Here is a 21,041-nt window from a genome sequence, read left to right as displayed (position 1 = left end):
AGTTGGTGGAAGGGGTGCATCAAGATGTTGTGTTCTGCTTGGAACACGATCATGAAGTTGAATGTTCCTGAGATACCCAAAGGCATACCGTCAGAGAATGAACCTTGTCCGATGGGGTATACCAAGAAGACTGCGGTTGCTGCTGCAACAGGTGCAGAATATGCGATCGCAATCCAAGGACGCATACCTAAGCGGTAGGATAGTTCCCATTCACGACCTAAGTAGCAGAATACGCCAATCAGGAAGTGGAAAACTACCAATTGGTAAGGGCCGCCGTTGTACAACCACTCATCTAAGGATGCTGCTTCCCAAATTGGGTAGAAGTGCAAGCCGATTGCGTTGGAGGAAGGTACTACTGCACCAGAGATGATGTTGTTTCCGTAAATCAAGGAACCTGCAACTGGTTCGCGGATACCATCGATGTCTACTGGAGGTGCAGCGATGAAGGCGATTACGAAGCAAGCGGTGGCAGCTAGCAAGGTGGGGATCATGACTACGCCGAACCAGCCAATGTAAATCCGGTTGTTGGTGCTGGTGATCCATTCACAGAATCGATCCCATACGTTAGCGCTTGAGCGCTGTTGTAAGGTTGTTGTCATTGTTTTATAAGTGCGGTTGGTGATTTATGAATCAGGCTCGTTTGTCTTTGCCTGTGAATACACTTTACAATGCTTTACAATTTTTAATCAACTATCTCACTTTTGTAAACCTGATAGAACTCATCAGCTTTGCTTATTTAAAAGCAAGCCACTAGATATTATGTAGAAATTCTGATTTTATTGCCTATTGTTTTGGGAACAATAGCTTTGTAGATTACCGCTATTCCAAAAAAATTAACCCTCGGCTTACCACTGGGGGCTTTTTCTTTCTGTTTGGCAAAATGGCATATCTATAAATTAGGCCGTTGCTATGGTATTTGAGTAGGATACATTCCATGCGAAAAAGTACTGACTTGCATTACCCCTGGCAGTTAGCCAGGGGTTTTTATTAGAACTTTTACTGAGATATTGCACTGTTCCCAATAACCGTAAGATTGGGAGTCTAGGAACTTCCAGTTAAAAAACATCCCATCCCTGCGTTTGGTTAGAGGCGCAAGGCCTTGCGCCCCTACAAATATACAAATAATTTTGGATAATTTATTTTTTGGAAGTCCCTTAATATAAGTTGATTCTAGAATTTCGTGCTTTTCTGAATTAATCAGGGATAGCGATTTTTATTTATCTGATATTGATGTAATCGAGGAATGGGGACTGGGGAATGGGGAAGATTTTACCCATTCCCCAGTCCCTATTTTCAGAATCACCTTGCTGCACTGATCTTCTCCATATAAAATGATAACTATTATCATAAAAGCCAGATTGTCTCTCCAGCAATGCAATTTACGATCGCTCTTCCTGAAACAATTGACCTGGCAATTATTGGTGCAGGGCCTCATGCTCTGACCTTAACTACCCATCTGTTGCAAAAACGGCAGTCTATCAGGGGTAAATTCTCGATATTTGACCCCAGTGGTAGGTGGATGAGTCGCTGGAAGCAGCAATTTGCAGCTTTAGAAATTCCGCATTTGCGTTCTCCCGCAGTGCATCATCCAGATCCCAACCCGTTTGCTTTACGAAAATTTGCTGAATCTCGTCCGAATGAGTTATTTCCCCCCTATGATTTGCCAGGAACACAGCTATTTGAGGATTTTTGTCAAGATGTCATTCGAGTTTGGCAGTTGCAAGAGCAAGTTATTCCTTTAGCAGTCAAGAGTATCGAACCCTTACCTCATCATTTGCGTCCCCGTTTCCGCCTCTGCTTGCAAGATGGACAAGAAGTTATTGCACGGCGGGTAGTGTTGGCAACTAGTAGCGCTCAAATTCAAATACCTGATTGGGTAAACCAGATTCAAACAGCCTACCCACAAGATAGACTTTCCCACTCACAAACTATTGATTTACGAAAATTGCAGTTGATGGGTAAAAAAGTATTGATTGTGGGCGGCCGGCTTGACGAGTGGACATTTGGCATTAGGTGCTATTTCTCGCGGTGCGACGATTCAGCTGATGATGCGGCGGCAGTTAGCAGAAAAGTTATTTGACGCTGAACCGGGTTGGTTGGGGCCAAAGTACCTAAAGGGATTTTTTGCTCAATCTGATTGGGGGCAAAGGGTGATGATGATTCAGCAAGCTAGAAATGGTGGCTCGATGACACCGGCGTAGGCGTAGCCCGTCGTAGACATCGCTACCCAACTACGGCAACAAACGCGTCGTGGTAAAATCAGAATTGATGAAAACTGTCAAGTAGCAAAAGCCGAATGGTTAGGTGAAAATTGGCGCGTCGAATGTAGCGACGGTAGTAAGCACGAGTGCGATTACATTTGGCTTTCGACTGGCACTAAATTCGATGTCACCACTGAACCCTTATTAAAGGACATTTTAGCAGCCTACCCCATTCCCATAGTCAAGGGTTTACCAGTTTTAGATACTTGTCTGCGTTGGCCTGGTTGTGAATTATTTATCATGGGTGGTTTAGCCGCTTTACAAGTAGGGCCAACAGCACGGAATTTATCGGGTGCAAGAATGGCTTGTGAGAAAATCGTCCCAGCAATTGTCAAGCCCAGTGTAGCTCTTTCCCACACGTTCAGCAGAGTACAAGCAGGTTGACCAAAAACGCTACCCTACACAAACTTACACAAAGAACGGGGAGTGTAAGAATTTTCCTGAATCAGCAACGCCGTTTCTTGAGGAACGTGAATTCCATCGTCCAACTATTTTCCATTGCAACCATCCAATAACGTACCCAAAGTTAAACACTTCTCCCGGATTTCTCACCACATCTCTCAAAACCTTGTGCAGGGAGCAGACGAGAGTTCAAATACCAAGTTTTTTTCTCTCTGCCCCTCTACCCTCAAGCTTGTGAGAAATGCAGGTTCTATCTTTTCTCCATCCAGGTTGCACCATCAAACTTTTTTTGCGTTAATATGATAATGATTCTCATTCTTTTTAAATATGGTCAGTTCCCTAACCCAGTCTCAGGAAAACTTAAGCCAGCACGACAGTGAGAAACTTCTGCGGATTCGTCATACCTGCGCCCATATAATGGCAATGGCAGTGCAAAAGCTATTTCCAGGGACTAAAGTAGCAACTGGCCCAGTCACCGAAAACGGGTTTTATTACGACTTCGATTGTCCAGTCAGCATCACTCCCGATGACTTGGGCATAATCGAAAACCAGATGCGGCGGATAATCAAAGCGAATTTACCTATCATCCGCGAAGAGGTGCAAAGAGAAGAAATTCGCACCGAAATTGCCCAATTAAACGAACCTTACAAGTTAGAAATATTAGAACGTATTCTCACAGGGGAGACAATTACCCGTTACTTTATTGGTAGTCCCGATACTGGTAAACCAGAATCTTCATTGTTTGTTGCAGACATTCAACCAGCAAATAACTATTGGTGGGACTTATGTGCAGGGCCACACATTAACTTTACTGGTGAAATTGAGCCTGATGCCTTTAAATTGTTAAATATTGCTGGTGCATATTGGCAAGGAGATGAAACCAAAGCCCAACTGCAACGCATTTATGGTATAGCTTGGGAAACAAAGGAACAACCACAAGCTTACCTTAAACAAAGAGAAGAAGCCTTACGCCGAGACCATAGAAAGTTAGGTCAAGAACTCAACTTATTCAGCATTCAAGAAGATGCGGGTGGTGGGTTAGTTTTTTGGCATCCAAAAGGAGCGATGATTCGCTACATAATTGAAGATTATTGGCGCAAAGCTCATCTAGAATCTGGTTATCAATTACTCTACACACCACACATAGCAAATCTCGATTTATGGAAAACATCGGGTCATTTTGACTTCTATCAAGAGAGTATGTTCGACTCGATGGATGTAGAAAATCAGGCTTATCAAATTAAGCCGATGAATTGTCCATTTCACGTATTAACGTACAAGCATCAACTACATTCTTATCGAGAATTGCCTTTAAGATGGGCAGAATTAGGTACTGTTTATCGCTACGAACGTTCTGGGGCGCTACATGGTTTGATGAGAGTCAGGGGATTTACCCAAGATGATGCTCATATCTTCTGTTTACCTAATCAAATTGCTGATGAAATTTTAGGAGTTTTAAATCTCACAGAGCAGATTTTGTCAGACTTTGGTTTTAAAAATTATGAAGTGAATCTTTCGACTCGTCCTGAGAAATCAGTGGGGAATGATGAAGTATGGGAGTTAGCAACTTCAGCATTAAGACAAGCTTTGAATACTAAAGGCTGGAATTATATTGTCGATGAAGGTGGTGGTGCTTTTTATGGCCCTAAAATTGATATCAAAATTCAAGATGCGATAGGTCGTCTTTGGCAATGTTCCACTATTCAGGTAGATTTTAATTTACCAGAACGTTTTGATATGGAATATATTGCTGCTGATGGGAGTCGCCAGCGACCAATTATGATTCACCGAGCTATTTTTGGCTCATTGGAACGCTTTTTTGGGATTTTAATTGAAAATTATTCTGGTTATTTTCCCTTATGGTTAGCACCAGTGCAACTGCGATTATTACCTGTCAGTGATGATTTTAGAGAATATGCAGAATCAGTAGCAATCTCATTTAAAAAAGCTGGAATTAGGGTAGAAATAGACAGCAGTAGTGAGCGTTTAGGTAAGCAAATTCGCACAGCAGAGTTAGAGAAAATTTCTGTTGTTGCTGTGGTGGGTAAAAAAGAGTTGGAGAATCAAAACTTGAGTGTAAGAACTAGACAATCTGGAGATTTGGGCGTACTAAATATGGATGAACTGCTGCATCGTTTACAAAAGGCTATAACCTCCAAAATTGTACTTTAAAGGACAGAGAGACAAAAGCCAAAATTCCTGACTAATGACTACTAACAATTTTGAAACTTACGGAAGATTTAATTGATTATGACTCAACTAACAGCACCAACTTCAAACCTCAGTGTTGATATTCCTAAACAAGGAATGCCTGTTACCATTATCACCGGATTTTTAGGTAGTGGTAAAACTACACTACTAAATCAAATTCTCAAAAATAAACAAGATTTAAAAGTTGCTGTACTCGTGAATGAGTTTGGTGATATTAACATAGATAGCCAATTGCTAATTTCGGTAGACGAAGATATGCTCGAACTGAGCAATGGGTGTATCTGCTGCACAATCAACGATAATTTAGTTGATGCAGTTTATCGAGTTTTAGAACGAGAAGACCGGATTGATTATCTAGTTATTGAAACGACTGGTGTTGCCGATCCACTACCAATTATCTTAACTTTTTTAGGTACAGAATTAAGGGATTTAACAAACCTAGACTCGATTCTAACTGTAGTAGATGCTGAGACGTTTAATGAAGAACACTTCCATAGTGAAGCTGCTTTAAAACAGATTACTTATGGAGACATTATTCTTCTAAATAAAACAGACCTCGTGACTCCAGAAAAACTAGAAGATGTAGAAAATTGCATCCATGATATGAAAATTGGTGCAAAAATTCTGCACACAAAACATGGAGAAGTGGCGTTACCATTAATTTTAGATGTGGGTTTAACTCCAATCGATGAGTATACTGCCAATGATGCAGAAGATACTCACGAACATGAACACCATCATCATGACCATGACCATCATCATCACGAATATCACTCACATCATTTAGAAAATGATGGATTTATTTCAATTTCTTTTCAAAGCGATAGACCATTTGATGTTCATAAATTTGAAACCTTTCTCACCGAAGAAATGCCACAGGAGGTATTTCGAGCTAAGGGCATTTTGTGGTTTAGTGATAGTGAGTTACGCCATGTTTTTCAACTGAGTGGATTTCGCTATAGTTTAAATGCTGATGAATGGAATACTCCACCTAAAAACCAAGCAGTTTTTATTGGTAGAAAGTTGGATATTGGCCAAATTTACTCACAACTTAACGAATGTTTGGTATAGTTAAGTAATGTTAAGCAATTGCCTATTTTAGTTAATAGTTATTCATGAACTATTAGCTAATTTATTAATCTACACCAATACAAACAGAGAAAATGACTCTATCGATTCGTCCCGATATAAATTCTGCTGCTCAAGTGGTTTCATCTTTATCTACTCAGCATTTACCAACTGTTACAGAAGCAGAAATGGCGCAGGCTGTGCGTACTTTGCTGATTGGATTAGGAGAAAATCCTGATAGAGAAGGGTTAATAGATACTCCCAAGCGAGTTGTCAAAGCTTTGCAGTTTCTCACCAAGGGATATCATGAATCTTTGGATGAACTGTTAAATGGGGCAGTATTTACAGAAGATGCTGACGAAATGGTTTTAATCCGGGATATCGATATTTTCAGCTCTTGCGAACATCATATTTTACCGATTATTGGTCGCGCTCATGTTGCCTATATTCCTAATGGCAAGGTGATAGGATTATCTAAAATTGCCCGCATTTGTGAAATGTATGCTCGACGTTTGCAAGTGCAAGAACGTCTTACCCTACAAATTGCTGATGCCCTGCAAGGTTTACTCAAACCTCAAGGAGTAGCAGTGGTAATAGAAGCAACTCACATGTGTATGGTGATGCGCGGCGTGCAAAAACCTGGTTCTTGGACTGTAACTAGTGCAATGCGTGGTGTATTTTCAGAAGATGCGCGGACTCGTGAGGAGTTTATGAATTTAGTGCGCCACAATACTAAGTTTTAGTAACCTTACTAAACCTGGGCAATGGTGGCAACAGTTGTCATTGCCTTGCAACTATTTTCAAGATAAAAGGCAATTTCAATATGAATAAAGAGCAGAGCCGCTTTGATTTCGACTCAAATCCGGCATTCCAAACGATATTCCAAATTATATAAAAATGATTATCATTACATTTATGTCTGTACCAAACATTATTGTCGTTGCTGGTTCGTCTGGGGCTGGAAAAACTACCTGGGTTTGTCAACAGATGCGAGATATCGCTGATGTTGACAAAATAATTTATTACAACCCTGGCACTGGGACTGTTCCCGTTGACCAAACCCGCATAGCTTCTGAATTTCCTGATTTACAGGTCTTTAACGATATTCAACTTGTTGAATTTCTAAACCAAATACCCAAAGCAGATGCTGTTTATATTGAGTGGGGATTTTATCTGGAGTTGGGATCTGTAGCACAATTATTAGATAATCTAACTTACCGTACCGTAGCAGTTTTACCATCCGACCTCAAAGACTCCGAATATCACGCTTGGGCAAAGGAGATTGTACGTGGCGCACCCACCCAAACTAGTACTACTAAAACTTTATGGCGGGCCGCAAGCAGCGGTCAAGTAATTGACGAAAATAGTCTGGAAGAATTTTGGTACGAAATCACCCACAGTGCTTACGGTATTGTCACCCGCGCCAAAGGCATTTTTGACGTGAACGATGGTAGGTCACTTTACTGTGATTTTGTCGCTGGCGTTCCCCAAACAGATTTTCTAGAGTTAGACTTACCACGCTACTTGGAAGGTAGACCTCAGCGTTTCAGTGGACTAGAAGTAGTGGGGGAAAACTTGGATAAAGCAACTTTAAGGCAAACATTATCAGATTGCTGTTTATCTGACGCTGCGATTTTGCAATACCAACAACAAGTAAAAGAGATTTTATTAGAAGGGGAACCAGTGTGAAAATAGCCGTCATTTCATGTATTCATGGCAATTACGAAGCCTTGGATGCTGTATTACTAGATATCGACCAGCACTCATGCGAAAAAATCTTTTGTGTTGGCGATTTGGTAGGATATGGGCCGCATCCCAATACAGTCGTTGCTCAAATCCGGTCTTTAGATATCCCCACCTGCGTTGGTTGTTGGGATGAAGATATTGTGGAAGGTTTGAACGCTTGCGATTGCAGTTATCCCTCGTTATTGGCAGAAAAAAGAGGTATACAGGCTCATGAGTGGACTAATAAGGAAATTAACCCAGAAAACCGTGAATTCTTAGCCAAGTTACCCTACAGTCTCAAAGAAGGAAATTTAGCTTTTGTTCACGGTAGTCCTCATAGCAACCATGAATATTTACTACCTCAACTCGATGCTTTTGTGGCACTGGAGCGAGTACTTTCCACAGATTCAGATGTGCTATTTTGTGGTCATACTCATGTACCTTATTCTCGAACTCTTGATGCTGGTCAAATAAAAGTCCACGTTGGTAGAGGAGAAAAAGCACAGGAAATCACTTTTACATCTCCTCTCAAACGAATTGTGAATGTAGGTTCAGTGGGAGAACCGCGACATGGACGACCGAATGCTACTTATGTAATTTATGACACAGATATTCAAGAAGCAAAACTACGCGAAGTGGCTTACGACTACCAAAAAACCTGTGCGGCGATTATTGAAAAAGGTTTACCTCCAATTTTTGCTTGGCGTTTAGCGCATGGGTTGGAATATGCAGAACGGGCGGATGACCCAACTCATGTTTGCACAAGGTAATCTCTCTCCCCTCCTCCTCTTCCTTTACGCCCCTCTGCGCTTTCCTTTGCATTCCTCTGCGTTTAAAAAATAACTATGAATAAATGGGCAATTTTGAGTGGAATTGAAGCTAACTTGGCAGCTTACGAAGCTGTAATAGCTGACATTAAGCGTCAGGGTAATCAGGTAGAAGCTTTGTATATTTTAGGCGATTTAGTAGGCCCCAGACCAGAAGCCGAGAAGTTAGTCGAACGAGTGCTTAACCCACGTCATGGAGAATTAGAACCCATGATTTGTAAGGGATGGTGGGAAGAACAGTGTTTGATTTTGCATGGTCTGGGGCCGACTGGGGATGCTCCTGAACTTATAGCAAAATATGGAGGTGATACAGTAAAATTACTGTGGGATAGCGTATCGCGTAAAACTGTACAATGGTTGAGAAACCTCGACTTTGGTTTTTCTGAATTAGATTGTTTATTAATTCACGGCTCAACGGTAAGTGTGGATGACGAACTGACTCCAGAAACTTCCCCAATTCAAATGCTTGATAGACTCTTAAGGATGCAAGCAAATAATCTGTTTTGTGGACGTTCTGGTTTAACTTTTCAGTATCAATTGCAAACTGGTTCTATTACTACTGGTCTCACTACTCTTGATAGCCAACTACCTACCCAAACGGTTTCTGTGACTCCGCGTCAAGTTATTGGAGTGGGTAACGTGGGACGGACACCAGGTCAAGCTACCTATACTTTGTATAACCCCGGAACGAATCAGGTGGAATTCAAGACTGTTTATTACGGCAATAGTAAGGGATTTCAAAGCCAGCGCCAAGTTACAGAATCGAAATTTCGCGTGTAATCAATTGTGAAGGCGATGGTACATATATTGCCAAGGCTCGCCAGATATTGGCACAGTGCAACCATCCTTTTAGGATAGGCGAGGCGATCGCTCTTTTGTGACAAATTAAAAAATCTAACATCTATGCTAATGGGCAGAAGGAGTACCCGTAAAAGACGATATGATGTTTAGATAATGATTCTCATTTTAACATAGACTTACCTTTGGTTATGATAAATCCTAAAACATTGAACACAGTCCCCGTGAATGTTTTGACTGGTTATCTGGGAGCGGGTAAAACCACACTCCTCAATCGCATCCTCACCCACGAACACGGCAAGAAAGTTGCTGTAATAAGGTGCTAAACATCGCTGGGCTATGTTTGTGCAAACTATCGTACTGCTAATTGGGCAATTTTCGTTTTCTCTCTAGATTATAAGAAATATCAAAACCTGATTTATTGCCCATTATATAGTATTGAATCCGACGGCTGATGATATTCCTAAATCGGAGAATAAAATCAAAAAAAAAGTATGGATTCTTCCCGATTTCTCTTAGTGCTGTTAGCCATTTTTTTTGCTTTATAGGGATAATAACTTGGAAATAAGCTAGATGTTTCTTATAGACTTCAAGATTATTATACAGAGCCTGCATTAAAGCTGGATTTTTTTTTACAACCTCTTGTTGCATGAAAGAAGTAGTAGTTTTACAGTATTGGTTTAGACGTGGTAATGGGCTTTGATATACCAGAGAGCCAGGACGTGAGCGGTAAAAATAATAGGGTTTTGGCTCAATAAAAAAACGGGCTCCTTTGATTAGACATTTCATATCGAGCCAAAAATCTTGACCCATCCTGATTTCTTCATCGTATCTAATGCCGTGCTTAAGCAAAAATTCTCGTTTAAATAGAGGCTTGCTTAAACCCAAATGCAACCCTGGTTGTCCATATACATCAGCTTCTACAAAATAAACGATATCAACTTGGAAAATTTCATCTATACATTCTCCACTTTCTTCAATCAATGTACTCCAAGGAGATGTTGCACCATCTTGGATTAAATAAAGATCATCAGCAATCATGTCTGCATTTGTTTTCTCTGCGAGAAACACAAGCTTTTCTAGTCTTTCGGGAGCATACCAGTCATCTGAATCAAGAACAGCAACCCATTCCCCTTGGGCCACTCTGAGGGCACGATTACGCGCAACAGAAGCCCCCAAGTTTTCTTGATTTACTATTAATTTGAGACGTTGGTCAGTAAAACTTTTAGCGACTTCCACAGTTTGATCACTTGAACCATCATCGACAATGATAACTTCAATATCATTAAGGGTTTGCTCTAAGGCGGACTCTATTGATTTTGCAATATACCCTTCGGTATTGTAAGCGGGGATAATAACAGAGACTTTAGGATTCATCAAACCGAACTCCGGGCTACATGGTTCCGTAAAAATGCTAAAATCCTGATGATATAATATAAAGACCTTTCTTGACACTATTACTAAGATTTAGGCACTTGAAAAAATTGATGTTGTGAATTAATATAAATAAAATGGCTTAAGGAATCACTTCACTTTTGCGAATGTTTTAAATTGACATCTATTAGACATCTCCAAAATAGTATTATTCTGTGATAAAAGAATATTAAAGAGTTATTTTGACACAAAAGTATGAGTAATATACTGAATTATATTGAAGAGAATCCTAAACAAACACAAAGGTTAATAGGTCTGGAATATGCACAGTTACAACAATTAATCCTAAATGCGGAACGGTTATATCATGAAAACAAGCTTTACTAGAATCTAAGAAAGTTAGAATTATTGCTAGTGGAGGAGGTCGGAAACCAAAATTATCTATTCCCATTTCCTGGGCAAGTTTTAGCGTAAGCGATCGCACTTGAAGATAACCCCTCCCTCAGTGAATCAGATGAGAGCAGTCGCCGCCAACAAGGTTACCCAAAAAGTCTGCTGCAAGTATTGCAGAGTTACCATAATTCCGAAGCAAATATTATCTTTGTAACCTGCTGTCATCTGAATTTTTGGCGAGTAGCACTATGACAGTAGTTGGATAAAGTCGAGCTAAGAGGTTGTTTGAAAAGTCATCTAACGTATATTTGACTACTCTGGCTATCCTAGAAGTTGAACGAGATAATAGGGGTTATGGAATTCGCGTTCGCTTCTGTAAGTTGCATTTAAGGCTTAACCTGACACTTTTCAAACAACTTCTAAGTTTCACTATGTATTGAACTTATACAATCCCTGAGATTAAACCAGTTGAATATCTAAATTAGTTTGAAAACCAATAGGCTTATTTTCTAGAATGGCGAATCTAGAATCTTCAAAGAACAAAGAACCATTTAGGGGATCATAACTGAAGTCGCTAATGGAAATAGCGCCAAAACCTGCTTGAGAAATTTGGATTTTGTCACCTTCAACAGCCTTGAAGTCTTTGATAATATCAACACCTTCTAATACGTTGGTAAAAACAAATTTATCTGCACCTAGTCCCCCAGTGAGAGTATCTGTACCTAACCCACCAACGAGCGTATCGTTCCCGCTCTTACCAGAAAGTGTATCGTTTCCGCCATTGCCAAATAATACATTATTTTGCCTATCTCCAACAATGGTGTCACTTTGATTTGTACCTTTAACATTATCAAAGTTTATAAATGTGAATTTAACTGTGCCTATGTTAGGAACATTATTAATTACGAAACTTTGACTTTCAAGGTTAACGTTAACTGATGCATCTCCAACTAAAAAGGGTGCTGAAGGAGCAATTGAGGCATCTATAGTGTTATTTGCAACGCTAGCATCAACAACAAGATTTTCAAAATTGCCAAGTAAATCTGTACCTAGTCCGCCACCTTTTTTAAGAGTTCCATCAATAAAGATGGTAGAGCTTACACCTATTTTGCTGTAATCAGCCGTATCAGTGCCATCTCCACCATTTAAGGTATCATTACCTGCACTACCTCTAATAATGTCATTGCCGCCGCTACCAGATAATTCATTATCAACAGCATTACCACTAATAGTGTCCTTTTGATTTGTACCAATTACATTCACAAAATTTTTCACACTGACTATTATTGGTGGCGAACCGACAACTCTAATTTCTAGTCTTTCTTTGGATAAATCAGCTACTATCGATACATTTGTACTGTCAGTAGTTGCATCAATAATATTAGTCTGTCCTCTAGCACCAATAACAGTTTCAAAGAAATCCCTAAACGTATCAGTTCCAATTACACCTTTTTGAATCACCACTGGTTGGAGTGTTACAGGTTGTTCTAAGTCACTGTAATCAATAATATCGCTACCATCTCCACCAGTAATGGTATCATCGCCTGCACTAGCGATAATTCTGTCATCCCCAGCAGTTCCTACTAAAATATCATCTCCATCAGTACCTATAATTGTTGCCATAATCTTGCTTTACCTGTTTTTGAGTAACTGCTGTATAGTAACCTGTTATCGGCTATATTGTTCTTGAAAAAATGTTGCAGAATAGAGCAATTAACTAAGATTTCCCCGCAGACATTCTGTTCCTGGAGTGACCAACGTATGCAGAAACTTTTATCAAGAAAGGCAGAGGGCAGAAGGCAGGAGGCAGAAGGAATACTGTTTTCTGGTCTCTGCCCGTGACAATCATGGAACAAGGGTTTAAGACCCCACCAAATTTTAAATTTGGTGGCCCCAATTAAGTACGGTGTTGAATCCCCGAATATATTGAACCTTCTGCCCTCTGCCGACGCTCGCAGACTCGCTCTAAGCGTTCGCGTAGCGTCTCGTAGAGAAGCTATGCCGCAGGCTTTACGCTGCGCTATCCTGCCTCCTGCCTTCTTCAATTACCCTATAGTTGAAGATTTTTAGTATTAAGGAATAGCCATTCAATCTAAGATAAGCTAACTCACTGTTTGAGAAAGTATTTGATTTATTTTGTTTATTCTCAATTGTTATAACAAAGGCTTTGACTGTTTTCGGAGATGTCTAATTTACCGTATTTTCAAAAGAGCCGCACCCAAATCAAATAGGAACCCTATAGTCAAAATCGAAAAACATTTTGAATTATTTTTGTCAAAGTTTTAGGGGAAGGCTAATTTGAAATGTGGAGCCTTGACTTAGCATACTATTTACAGTAATTTGCCCTCCGTATCGTTGCACAATTTGTTGAGCGATCGCTAGTCCAAGTCCAAAGCCGCCTGTTTGCCGAGATCGGACAGTATCTACACGATAAAAACGATCAAATATATGTGGCAAATCAGTGGATGGAATACCAATCCCGTTGTCTTTGACCTGAATTACCGCGTAGTGGGACTGGGTAAAAAGATGTAATTCTACCTTACCGTTTGCTGGTGTGTACTTTAAGGCATTAGTTAAAAGATTAATTACAGCTTGTTTGAGCAAATTAGCATCGGCTTTTAACATGATGGGATGCTCTGGAAGGTGAGCATTAAAATTGAGACTTTGGGCAGGAGCAAGGGCAGCGAAATCCTGGGCAAGCGATCGCAATATCTCACACAAATCAACAGGTTTCAATCCGGTTTCCGCAAGGGAGCCATTATAACGCGACAAAAAAAGCAGATCGTTGATCAGCGTACTCATCGACTTAGCAGTTTGGGCGATATTTTGTAACCGCAATCTTTGTTCCACGGGGTCTTCGGGGGGCATCAAGGCAACTTGGGCATTGCTCAATACCGTAGCAACGGGTGCGCGTAATTCATGAGAAGCATCTGCTGTAAATTGCTGCAATTGCTGATAAGCACGAAGGCTTGGTCGCATTGCCAATCCGCCTAAAAACCAACCTGTAATGCCTATTACACCAAAGGTAACAGGAACCCCGAAAGTTAAAAACAAGCGGGCTTGATTTAGCCCAATGCGTAAAGAGTTCATTGGAGCCGCCGTTTGGAAGTAGCCAATCAGCACCTTACCTTCCAAAACAGGAAGTGTAACTTGGCGAACCCAGGTTCTTGTAGTAGATGACTCTGAGCCTATTGATGCTTCTACCGTTTGAAAGCCAGGTTTTGCGGTCAACTGTTTGCTACCTGATGAACCGATAAACTGCAAAAGTTGTTTATTAGAGTTATACCACCGCGCGTACATCAGTCCGCCATTCAACGATACACCGCTTTCTACAGGAGTCTGGCCGCGCTGATTTTGCCATTGACTTTGATAAAGCGAGTATTGGGTTTTGACGGCAAAGGCTTTACTTTGTGAAAAGAGTTCGTCGTCAAAAACCCGCAACTGTTCTTCTAGACTCAAACAATAACCTACCCCTGCAAAAGCGAACAAAATTCCACCCATTGACAGGGCAAACCAGTGAGCAAGATTACGACGGCTACGATCAAACATTAGTCATTAGTCATTTGTCATTAGTCATTTGTCATTACTTTTTCATCCCTGTTCCCTGTCCCCTGCCCCCTACCTCCGTTCGACGGTTTATAAATTTGGCGGATTTATTCGATAGCCCATTCGATGCACTGTTTCTATCCAATCTTTGACACCAATGGTCTGTAGGCGCTGGCGCAAGCGGCGAACCAAGGTAGTCACTGCGTTACTTTCTGGTTCCTCTCCGCAACTCCAAAGGGCTTGTTCAATCTGACTATGAGATAATACTTGCCGGGGATGACGCATTAAATACTCCATCAATTGAAACTCCCGGCTAGAAAGTTGAGTTGTCAACGAACCAAGTTCGAGCGTCAAAGTGGATAAATGAAGTTGCAAATCGCCCAAGCTAAGTATATCTCCTTGCCACATAGGCGATCGCCTTCTTAGTGCCCGGACTCGTGCCAATAACTCCAGGACATCCACAGGTTTTACTAAGTAATCATCGGCTCCAGCATCTAAACCCATTACCTTATCTAAAACCGTGTCTTTGGCCGTCAGCATCAATACAGGAGCCAGCTTACCTGCCCGTCGATATACTTGACACAATTCTACACCACTCACTTTAGGCAACATCCAATCTAAAATCAGCAAGTCATAGTCTTTGCGAAAGGCAAACCATTGTGCTGTTTCACCATCAGCGATCGCATCGACTGTATGCCCCACCTTCAATAACGCTGCCCGCAGTGGCTCTAACTGCGATGGGTCATCTTCGACTAGTAAGATCAACATCCTGCTCAGGTTGCCGTAATTTTTCCTTGCTAATTTTAGATTAAGGTAAAAGTGACGAGAAACACTCAACCTTATACCTTTCATGCAGCAGCTCAAACTTTTTCAAGTGTTGCGATCTTTAGGCTTTGTGTTTTGGTTGTCCTTGCCGTTGATTGGGTTAGTTTTTTGGCTAGGGAGTGGTTTTGTCGGAGATCGGATTTTAAGTCGCTCCAACCTCACCAAGAAATATCTGCTAGCAGATACCCAATCGGCACGACAGATTATGAAAAGGATAGTAGCGATCAAAGTGGAAATTCTTCCCCAAAAAGGAATTTCACGGGTAAATGTTAAAACCAACAACTCAGTTCTCACAACGATAGTATTTGAATTTCCAATTACAGATATAAGCAAACTTGAAGTCGCTCTTAGTCAGGAATTAGGCTTACCGCGCGATCGCGTTAAAGAACTAATAGTTGAGTCGAAGCAGTAGAGAACTTTTGACAAATGACCAATGCCCCATGCCCCATGCCCAATGCCCAATGACTATCCTTGACATTTCTTTGTCATATTTATCCAATAAACTACAAAAAAGGTAACGTAAGTTTACTTATCTCTAAATAATTGACTGTTGATAGCGAACATTGGACTATTCATTGTTCACTTTCAACGGTTAATAGTTTACTCTTAATCCCTCAGTAGCCCACCGTTAATCGCTATGGATACTTCTGAAACTGAAGTTTCAAAGGTTGAAACCCAATCAGATAGTTCTGTGCCTTCTGAGTTAGCACCTACTCGTTCAGGTAAACCTTGGTTTTGGAGATTGCTGATTTCATTTTTGGCAACTGGTGGCATTATCCTCTGGCGGATGTTCGCTCCTGGTGGCACACCACCCTCTTCTGTGGCACAGCAGCAAGGGCCGCCTCCAAAACCAATTGAAACAATCTCCCTCGCAACAGGAAGTGCTACAAGAAGTGTCCAGTTGTTGGGACAAGTAGAAGCTACTCAGCAGTCAACAATCCGCTCTCAAACTGGTGGAATTGTCAAGCAAATTTCAGTGCAACCAGGCGATCGCGTGAAAGTAGGAATGGCGATCGCTTTACTGGATGATACCGATCAGCAATTGGCAATTAGCCAAGCACGAGCGCAACTGGCACAACAACGGAGTAATCTCGCACGTTTGGAAGTCGGAACTCGTCCTGAAATCATTGCTCAACGTCAAGCGGCTGTCACATCTGTGAAAGCGCGAGAACTGGAAGCACAGGATAACCTGAAACGTACTAGCAATCTTGTGAAAGAAGGCGCTTTATCTCAAAGAGTGCTAGTGGAAGCCCAAGCGCAATTGGCTAACATCCAAGGAGAACGATTAGAAGCCGAGGCAGAACTTGCCGAAGCTAAAGCTGGGCCGATTCAAGAAGAAATTGCGGCTCAACGAGCAAATGTAGAAGCAGCTAAAGCTACTTTAGCTCAAGCAGAATTAGCAAAACAGCGCACTCGGATTTTGGCATCAGAATCGGGAATAGTGCAGACTCGCCATATCAGCAATGGTGATTTAGTCCAAACTTCTGGTCAAATTGTCACCTTAGTAGCAGGCGATCGCTTCGATATTTTCCTAGAGTTACCCGAAGAACTCAGTGGTAAAGTTACCCCAGGTATGACAATCGATCTCACAACTCGTGCCCTACCGCAATGGAAACAACGCGCCACCATCACTGCTGTAGTCCCTTCTGCCGAAACTGCTTCTCGTCGCCAGCGTGTGCGTGTCCAAATTAACAAACCCCCGTCAGGATTAATACCAGGAATGGCGATCGCAGGCAACTTAAATATGCCCTCAAATCGCTCTAGCTTTGTGATATCACGAGATGCATTAACCAGAAGACAAAACGAGTGGCTAGTTTTTGCAGTTGCAGATGGCAAAGCTAAACAAATTCCAGTCGAGATGGTTTCTGACATGGGTAAAAATGTCGCAATTTATCATCCCACTTTACGCACCGGTCAACGCATTGTGCTACGTGGCGGTGATGGATTGCAAGATGGTGCGCCTGTAAAGATAGTTGATCCAACTTAAAACATAGGTTGTACTACTCCAGAGACTTCTTGCAGAAGTCGGTTAAAGAGGAAGAATCGTCTCTTTCTCCTTTAGCCTTTCCTTCTTAAAAAAACTGCAAACCCAGTTTAAATATAATTTTCTGAATTACGAACTAATATGAATTTTATTGAAACCGCCGTTCGTTGGCGACATGGAACTTTTGTTTTGTTTTGCTTGCTAGCAATGTTCGGGGTGTTCTCTCTACTAAAGTTACCCCTAGAATTGCAACCAGGAGGCGATCGCCCGGAAATTACAATCACAACTACATATCCCGGTGCAGGGCCAACAGAAGTAGAAGACCTGATTACCCGCCCCATCGAAGAACAGATGCAAGAGGTGCTAGGTGTCCAAGAAATTAGCAGTACTTCTCGTGCTGGACGCAGCAGTATTACTTTAGAATTTGCTCAGGATGCCAACGCCAGAGAGCGGATGGTAGATGTTCTCAACCGCTTGCAGCAGGTGGAAAGCTTGCCGCCAGAAGCTCAAGAATCGAATGTAGAACTGGTGGGTGGTAACAGTTCACCGATGATGTGGATTCCCTTTGATACCAAAGAAGGATTTCAACCAGATGCAGATCGTTATCGGGACTTAGCAGACGGAGTGGTGATTCCCCGTTTGCGCCGAGTCGAAGGAACTGGGCAATTTTTGTTAGTGGGTGGACAAGAACGAGAAGTCGAGGTGAAGGTTGATCCGAAAGCATTAAGCGATCGCAACCTCGCAATTGGGGATGTAGTCCGAGTTCTTCAAGAAAACAACCGCGATATTCGGGGTGGGCCATTAATTCTAGGACGACGGGAATATCGAGTCCGCACTATCAGCAGATCGCAAGATTTATCGCAAATTGAAGGCTTTGTGCTGCGACGCGACCAATCAGGCACAGTTTACTTGCGAGATGTAGCAAAAGTACAGATGGGACGCAAACCCCAAGATAGCGCCTTGGTGTTCAACGGCAAACCTGGGGTAGCAGTCGGTGTAATTCGGCAAATTGGGGCGAATGTGCCAGAGGTGGCTAAAGGCATCCGGGCGGAAATTGCTGCACTGCAAACTGAATTTGACAAGCAAAATCAAGGCATTCGCTTTGTTTATAACTATGACGAGAGTCAGTACATTAATCAATCTATCGAATTTGTTCAAGGCAACTTAGTTAGTGGGGCGCTATTAGCAACCATTGTCTTGATTCTGTTCCTTGGCTCCATGCGTACCGTTGCAGTAGTGGCAATTACAATTCCCGTTACATTGATTATGGTGTTTATTGTTATGTCTGCATTTGGACGCACATTAAATATCATCAGTTTGGCGGGATTAGCGTTTGCAGTGGGTATGGTCGTGGATAATGCGATCGTCGTAATTGAGAATGTCTTCACCCATATCCAGCAAGGTAAAAGTGCCATGCGGGCAGCCATTGAAGGGACTCAGGAAGTTTGGGGCGCAATGCTTGGTTCCACTTTAACCAACGTAGTGGTATTTATACCCCTGCTGATGGTAACGGGTGAAGCAGGGCAACTCTATGCTGATATGGCGATCGCTCTTTCTGCCTCTTCTCTATTCTCGCTATTTGCGGCATTAACTTTAGTACCAATGCTATCGGGATTGTTCCTCAAACAATCGGAAGCGATGCAAATGATGCAGGGTGGAGAATATCGTGGCGGTAATTGGTTTGAACGTATGGTGGCCAAAACCTCTGCGGTGTTTCGTCATTTCCAAGGCAAACTGGAAAACTTTCTCGCCGCTACCGTTAGTTGGTCACTGGGACGTAAGCATATTCGTCGCAGGTTAATTGTGCTGTCGATTCCGATTGTTTTACTCGTGACTAGTATTTTTCTCTTACCACCTGCCGATTATCTACCCGAAGGAAATCGTAACCAGGTCGTGTTGCGAGCGGAACCTTTGCCGGGAACCAGTATCCCAGAAGCGATTCGGCAATCTGAAGCTGTACAGAAATTTCTGCGATCGCAGCCAGAAGTCGATCGCATCATGTATGTTGACCGTCCAGGGGCGCTGCGAGGTATTGCAACTATCTTAAAACCAGAATTTGCCACCACTACAGGACTCGCTGATATGGTGGATCGGTTACGTGCCCAAAGTAGTAACTTTGCTGGATACCGCTTTATAATCCCCACGCGAATTTCTATATTCCGCGATCCGGGTAAAGAATTTGAAGTGGATATTGTTGGGGCTGATTTAAATCAGATTGGTGACTTAGAAAAGCAAATTACCGGCAAATTGCGATCGCTTGCAGGGGTTCAGAATGTGCGCTCAAACTTTGTATTGGGTGCAGGAGAATTACAAGTGATTCCCAACCGCGAACGCATCGCCGAAGTAGGACTTTCGGAAGCGGAAATTGGTTCGATGGTAGAAGCAGCATTGGGTGGTAAAGTTGCCTCCGATTACATTGATGGCAAAGAAGAATTAGATGTCTCGGTGGAACTACAAAATACTGCTGTGGAAACCCCAGAACAACTGCGCCAACTGCCTATATATGCACAAGGGCGACAAGTACAACTGGGGGATATCGCCGAAGTCGTGGAAACAACCGGAGCCGATGCCATTAACCACGTCAATTTAGAGCGTTCAATTAGCCTCACTGTCTCCCTTGCACCTGATGCACCCCTTGCTACGCTAGTAGAACGTACCGAAGAAGAAATTCTGAATCCTTTGCGTGTTACTTTACCAACAGGCTATCGGCTAGAACTGGCAGGTTCAGCAGATCAGTTAGCAACAACTGTTGGTGAATTAGCTGCTGCCTTTGCATTTTCGATTTTGATTACTTATTTGTTACTGGTAGCGTTGTATCGCTCATTCCTTTACCCAGTGGTGATTATGGCAACAGTGCCGATGGGTATGAGTGGCGCACTATTGAGCCTAGTAATTGCTAACCTTATTCCGGGAATGAATGTGGCATTGGATATGATTACAGCCTTAGGATTTGTGATCCTTACAGGTGTGGTTGTTAACAACGCCATTTTGCTAGTCGATCGCGCCTTGCAACTCCAGCAAGCAGGTGAAGATTTTGATGCATCCTTATATAATGCGACAAGCGATCGCTTACGGGCGATTTTCATGTCTGCTGGAACTAGTGTTTTGGGGATGTTACCGCTAGCAGTTCTACCGGGACAGGGTTCAGAGTTATATCAAGGGTTAGGCATTGTCTTAACAGGTGGCCTAGCTTTTTCTACGATTTTGACTCCTACTGTCGTACCCGCACTTATGGGTTTACTGTACGATCTTTCTGGACGGAAATCGCCGCGATCGCTAACTGCAAAAAAGCCGGACAAACTAGCTACTAATTAGCATGGCAATATCAGTACCAGGGGGAAGATAAAATGCTGTCCTCAATCTTTGAGCAATTTGTAAAAGAAGGTCCAGTAAGCGTTATGGCACAAGCATTAATCTCGCATATATTTACACCAGATCGGATGGATAGATTATTTACAAGACATGCTCAGGTAGAGTACCAACAAGATTTGCTATTTTCAAGTTTTATAGAAGGTAATTTCAGAGCTTGAAGTTTTTTCTAAGGTATATCTAGGGCTTGCTGGTTAAGACTGAAACCCTTGTATAAATAGTGATTGAAGTCTATAAATCGAACAAAAGTGCAAGGCA

At 42.0% G+C, this 21,041-nt stretch carries 13 protein-coding genes and 3 pseudogenes; 11 read left to right on the top strand and 5 right to left on the bottom strand.

Translation table 11 applies throughout. The annotated features are described in order from the left end of the window. Positions 1-599, bottom strand: a pseudogene (locus GNF10_RS24850) (photosystem II q(b) protein); the annotation flags it as partial. A gap of 773 nt (positions 600-1,372) precedes the next feature. Between GNF10_RS24850 and GNF10_RS24845 the strand changes: the two are divergent. The 8 genes and pseudogenes from GNF10_RS24845 to GNF10_RS24810 form a co-directional block, all read left to right on the top strand. Beyond that, a pseudogene (locus GNF10_RS24845) lies at positions 1,373-2,645 on the top strand (FAD/NAD(P)-binding protein). Positions 2,646-2,990: 345 nt separating this feature from the next. Further along, positions 2,991-4,835, top strand: coding sequence for a threonine--tRNA ligase (gene thrS, locus GNF10_RS24840; RefSeq protein WP_185585309.1), 1,845 nt, complete (start codon positions 2,991-2,993; stop codon positions 4,833-4,835). Between the two features lie 78 nt (positions 4,836-4,913). Then, positions 4,914-5,945 carry a GTP-binding protein gene (locus GNF10_RS24835; RefSeq protein WP_185585310.1) on the top strand — a complete coding sequence of 344 codons (1,032 nt, stop codon included), beginning with the start codon at positions 4,914-4,916 and terminating at the stop codon, positions 5,943-5,945. 92 nt (positions 5,946-6,037) lie between these two features. Next, the gene (folE, locus tag GNF10_RS24830; protein WP_185585311.1) at positions 6,038-6,685 is read left to right on the top strand and encodes a GTP cyclohydrolase I FolE; all 648 of its coding nucleotides are present in this window, start codon (positions 6,038-6,040) and stop codon (positions 6,683-6,685) included. 172 nt (positions 6,686-6,857) lie between these two features. After that, positions 6,858-7,631 carry a GTP-binding protein gene (locus GNF10_RS24825; RefSeq protein WP_185585312.1) on the top strand — a complete coding sequence of 258 codons (774 nt, stop codon included), beginning with the start codon at positions 6,858-6,860 and terminating at the stop codon, positions 7,629-7,631. Next, positions 7,628-8,437, top strand: a complete 810-nt coding sequence (locus GNF10_RS24820; protein WP_185585313.1) for a metallophosphoesterase — start codon at positions 7,628-7,630, stop codon at positions 8,435-8,437. The genes GNF10_RS24825 and GNF10_RS24820 overlap by 4 nt, the downstream gene beginning before the upstream one ends. A gap of 75 nt (positions 8,438-8,512) precedes the next feature. Further along, positions 8,513-9,274: a metallophosphatase gene (locus GNF10_RS24815; RefSeq protein ID WP_185585314.1), complete on the top strand. Its 762-nt coding sequence runs from the start codon at positions 8,513-8,515 to the stop codon at positions 9,272-9,274. Positions 9,275-9,483: 209 nt separating this feature from the next. Next, positions 9,484-9,609 (top strand): annotated as a pseudogene (locus GNF10_RS24810) (GTP-binding protein); the annotation flags it as partial. A 46-nt stretch (positions 9,610-9,655) separates the two neighbouring features. On the opposite strand, the gene GNF10_RS24805 reads toward GNF10_RS24810, so the two are convergent. The 4 genes from GNF10_RS24805 to GNF10_RS24790 form a co-directional block, all read right to left on the bottom strand. Further along, a complete protein-coding gene (locus GNF10_RS24805; RefSeq protein WP_185585315.1) occupies positions 9,656-10,669 on the bottom strand; it encodes a glycosyltransferase family 2 protein in 1,014 nt (337 codons plus the stop codon). A gap of 849 nt (positions 10,670-11,518) precedes the next feature. Continuing rightward, complete coding sequence (locus tag GNF10_RS39330) at positions 11,519-12,682, bottom strand: calcium-binding protein (RefSeq protein ID WP_185585316.1); 1,164 nt, start codon at positions 12,680-12,682, stop codon at positions 11,519-11,521. A gap of 651 nt (positions 12,683-13,333) precedes the next feature. Continuing rightward, a complete protein-coding gene (locus GNF10_RS24795; protein ID WP_185585317.1) occupies positions 13,334-14,608 on the bottom strand; it encodes a cell wall metabolism sensor histidine kinase WalK in 1,275 nt (424 codons plus the stop codon). A gap of 87 nt (positions 14,609-14,695) precedes the next feature. Continuing rightward, positions 14,696-15,373 carry a response regulator transcription factor gene (locus GNF10_RS24790; protein WP_185585318.1) on the bottom strand — a complete coding sequence of 226 codons (678 nt, stop codon included), beginning with the start codon at positions 15,371-15,373 and terminating at the stop codon, positions 14,696-14,698. An 82-nt stretch (positions 15,374-15,455) separates the two neighbouring features. Here GNF10_RS24790 and GNF10_RS24785 point away from each other — a divergent pair, with 82 nt between their 5' ends. The 3 genes from GNF10_RS24785 to GNF10_RS24775 all read left to right on the top strand — a co-directional run bounded on the left by GNF10_RS24785 (position 15,456) and on the right by GNF10_RS24775 (position 20,729). After that, on the top strand, positions 15,456-15,842 hold the full coding sequence (locus GNF10_RS24785) for a hypothetical protein (protein WP_185585319.1): 387 nt from the start codon (positions 15,456-15,458) through the stop codon (positions 15,840-15,842). Positions 15,843-16,067: 225 nt separating this feature from the next. Continuing rightward, a complete protein-coding gene (locus GNF10_RS24780) occupies positions 16,068-17,417 on the top strand; it encodes an efflux RND transporter periplasmic adaptor subunit (protein ID WP_185592519.1) in 1,350 nt (449 codons plus the stop codon). Positions 17,418-17,555: 138 nt separating this feature from the next. Further along, positions 17,556-20,729: an efflux RND transporter permease subunit gene (locus GNF10_RS24775; RefSeq protein WP_185582174.1), complete on the top strand. Its 3,174-nt coding sequence runs from the start codon at positions 17,556-17,558 to the stop codon at positions 20,727-20,729. The last annotated feature ends 312 nt before the right edge of the window (positions 20,730-21,041 follow it).

The sequence above is a fragment of the Nostoc sp. UCD121 genome (assembly GCF_014222285.1).
Classification (GTDB): Bacteria; Cyanobacteriota; Cyanobacteriia; order Cyanobacteriales; family Nostocaceae; genus Nostoc.
This window is presented reverse-complemented; position numbering and strand designations above follow the sequence as displayed.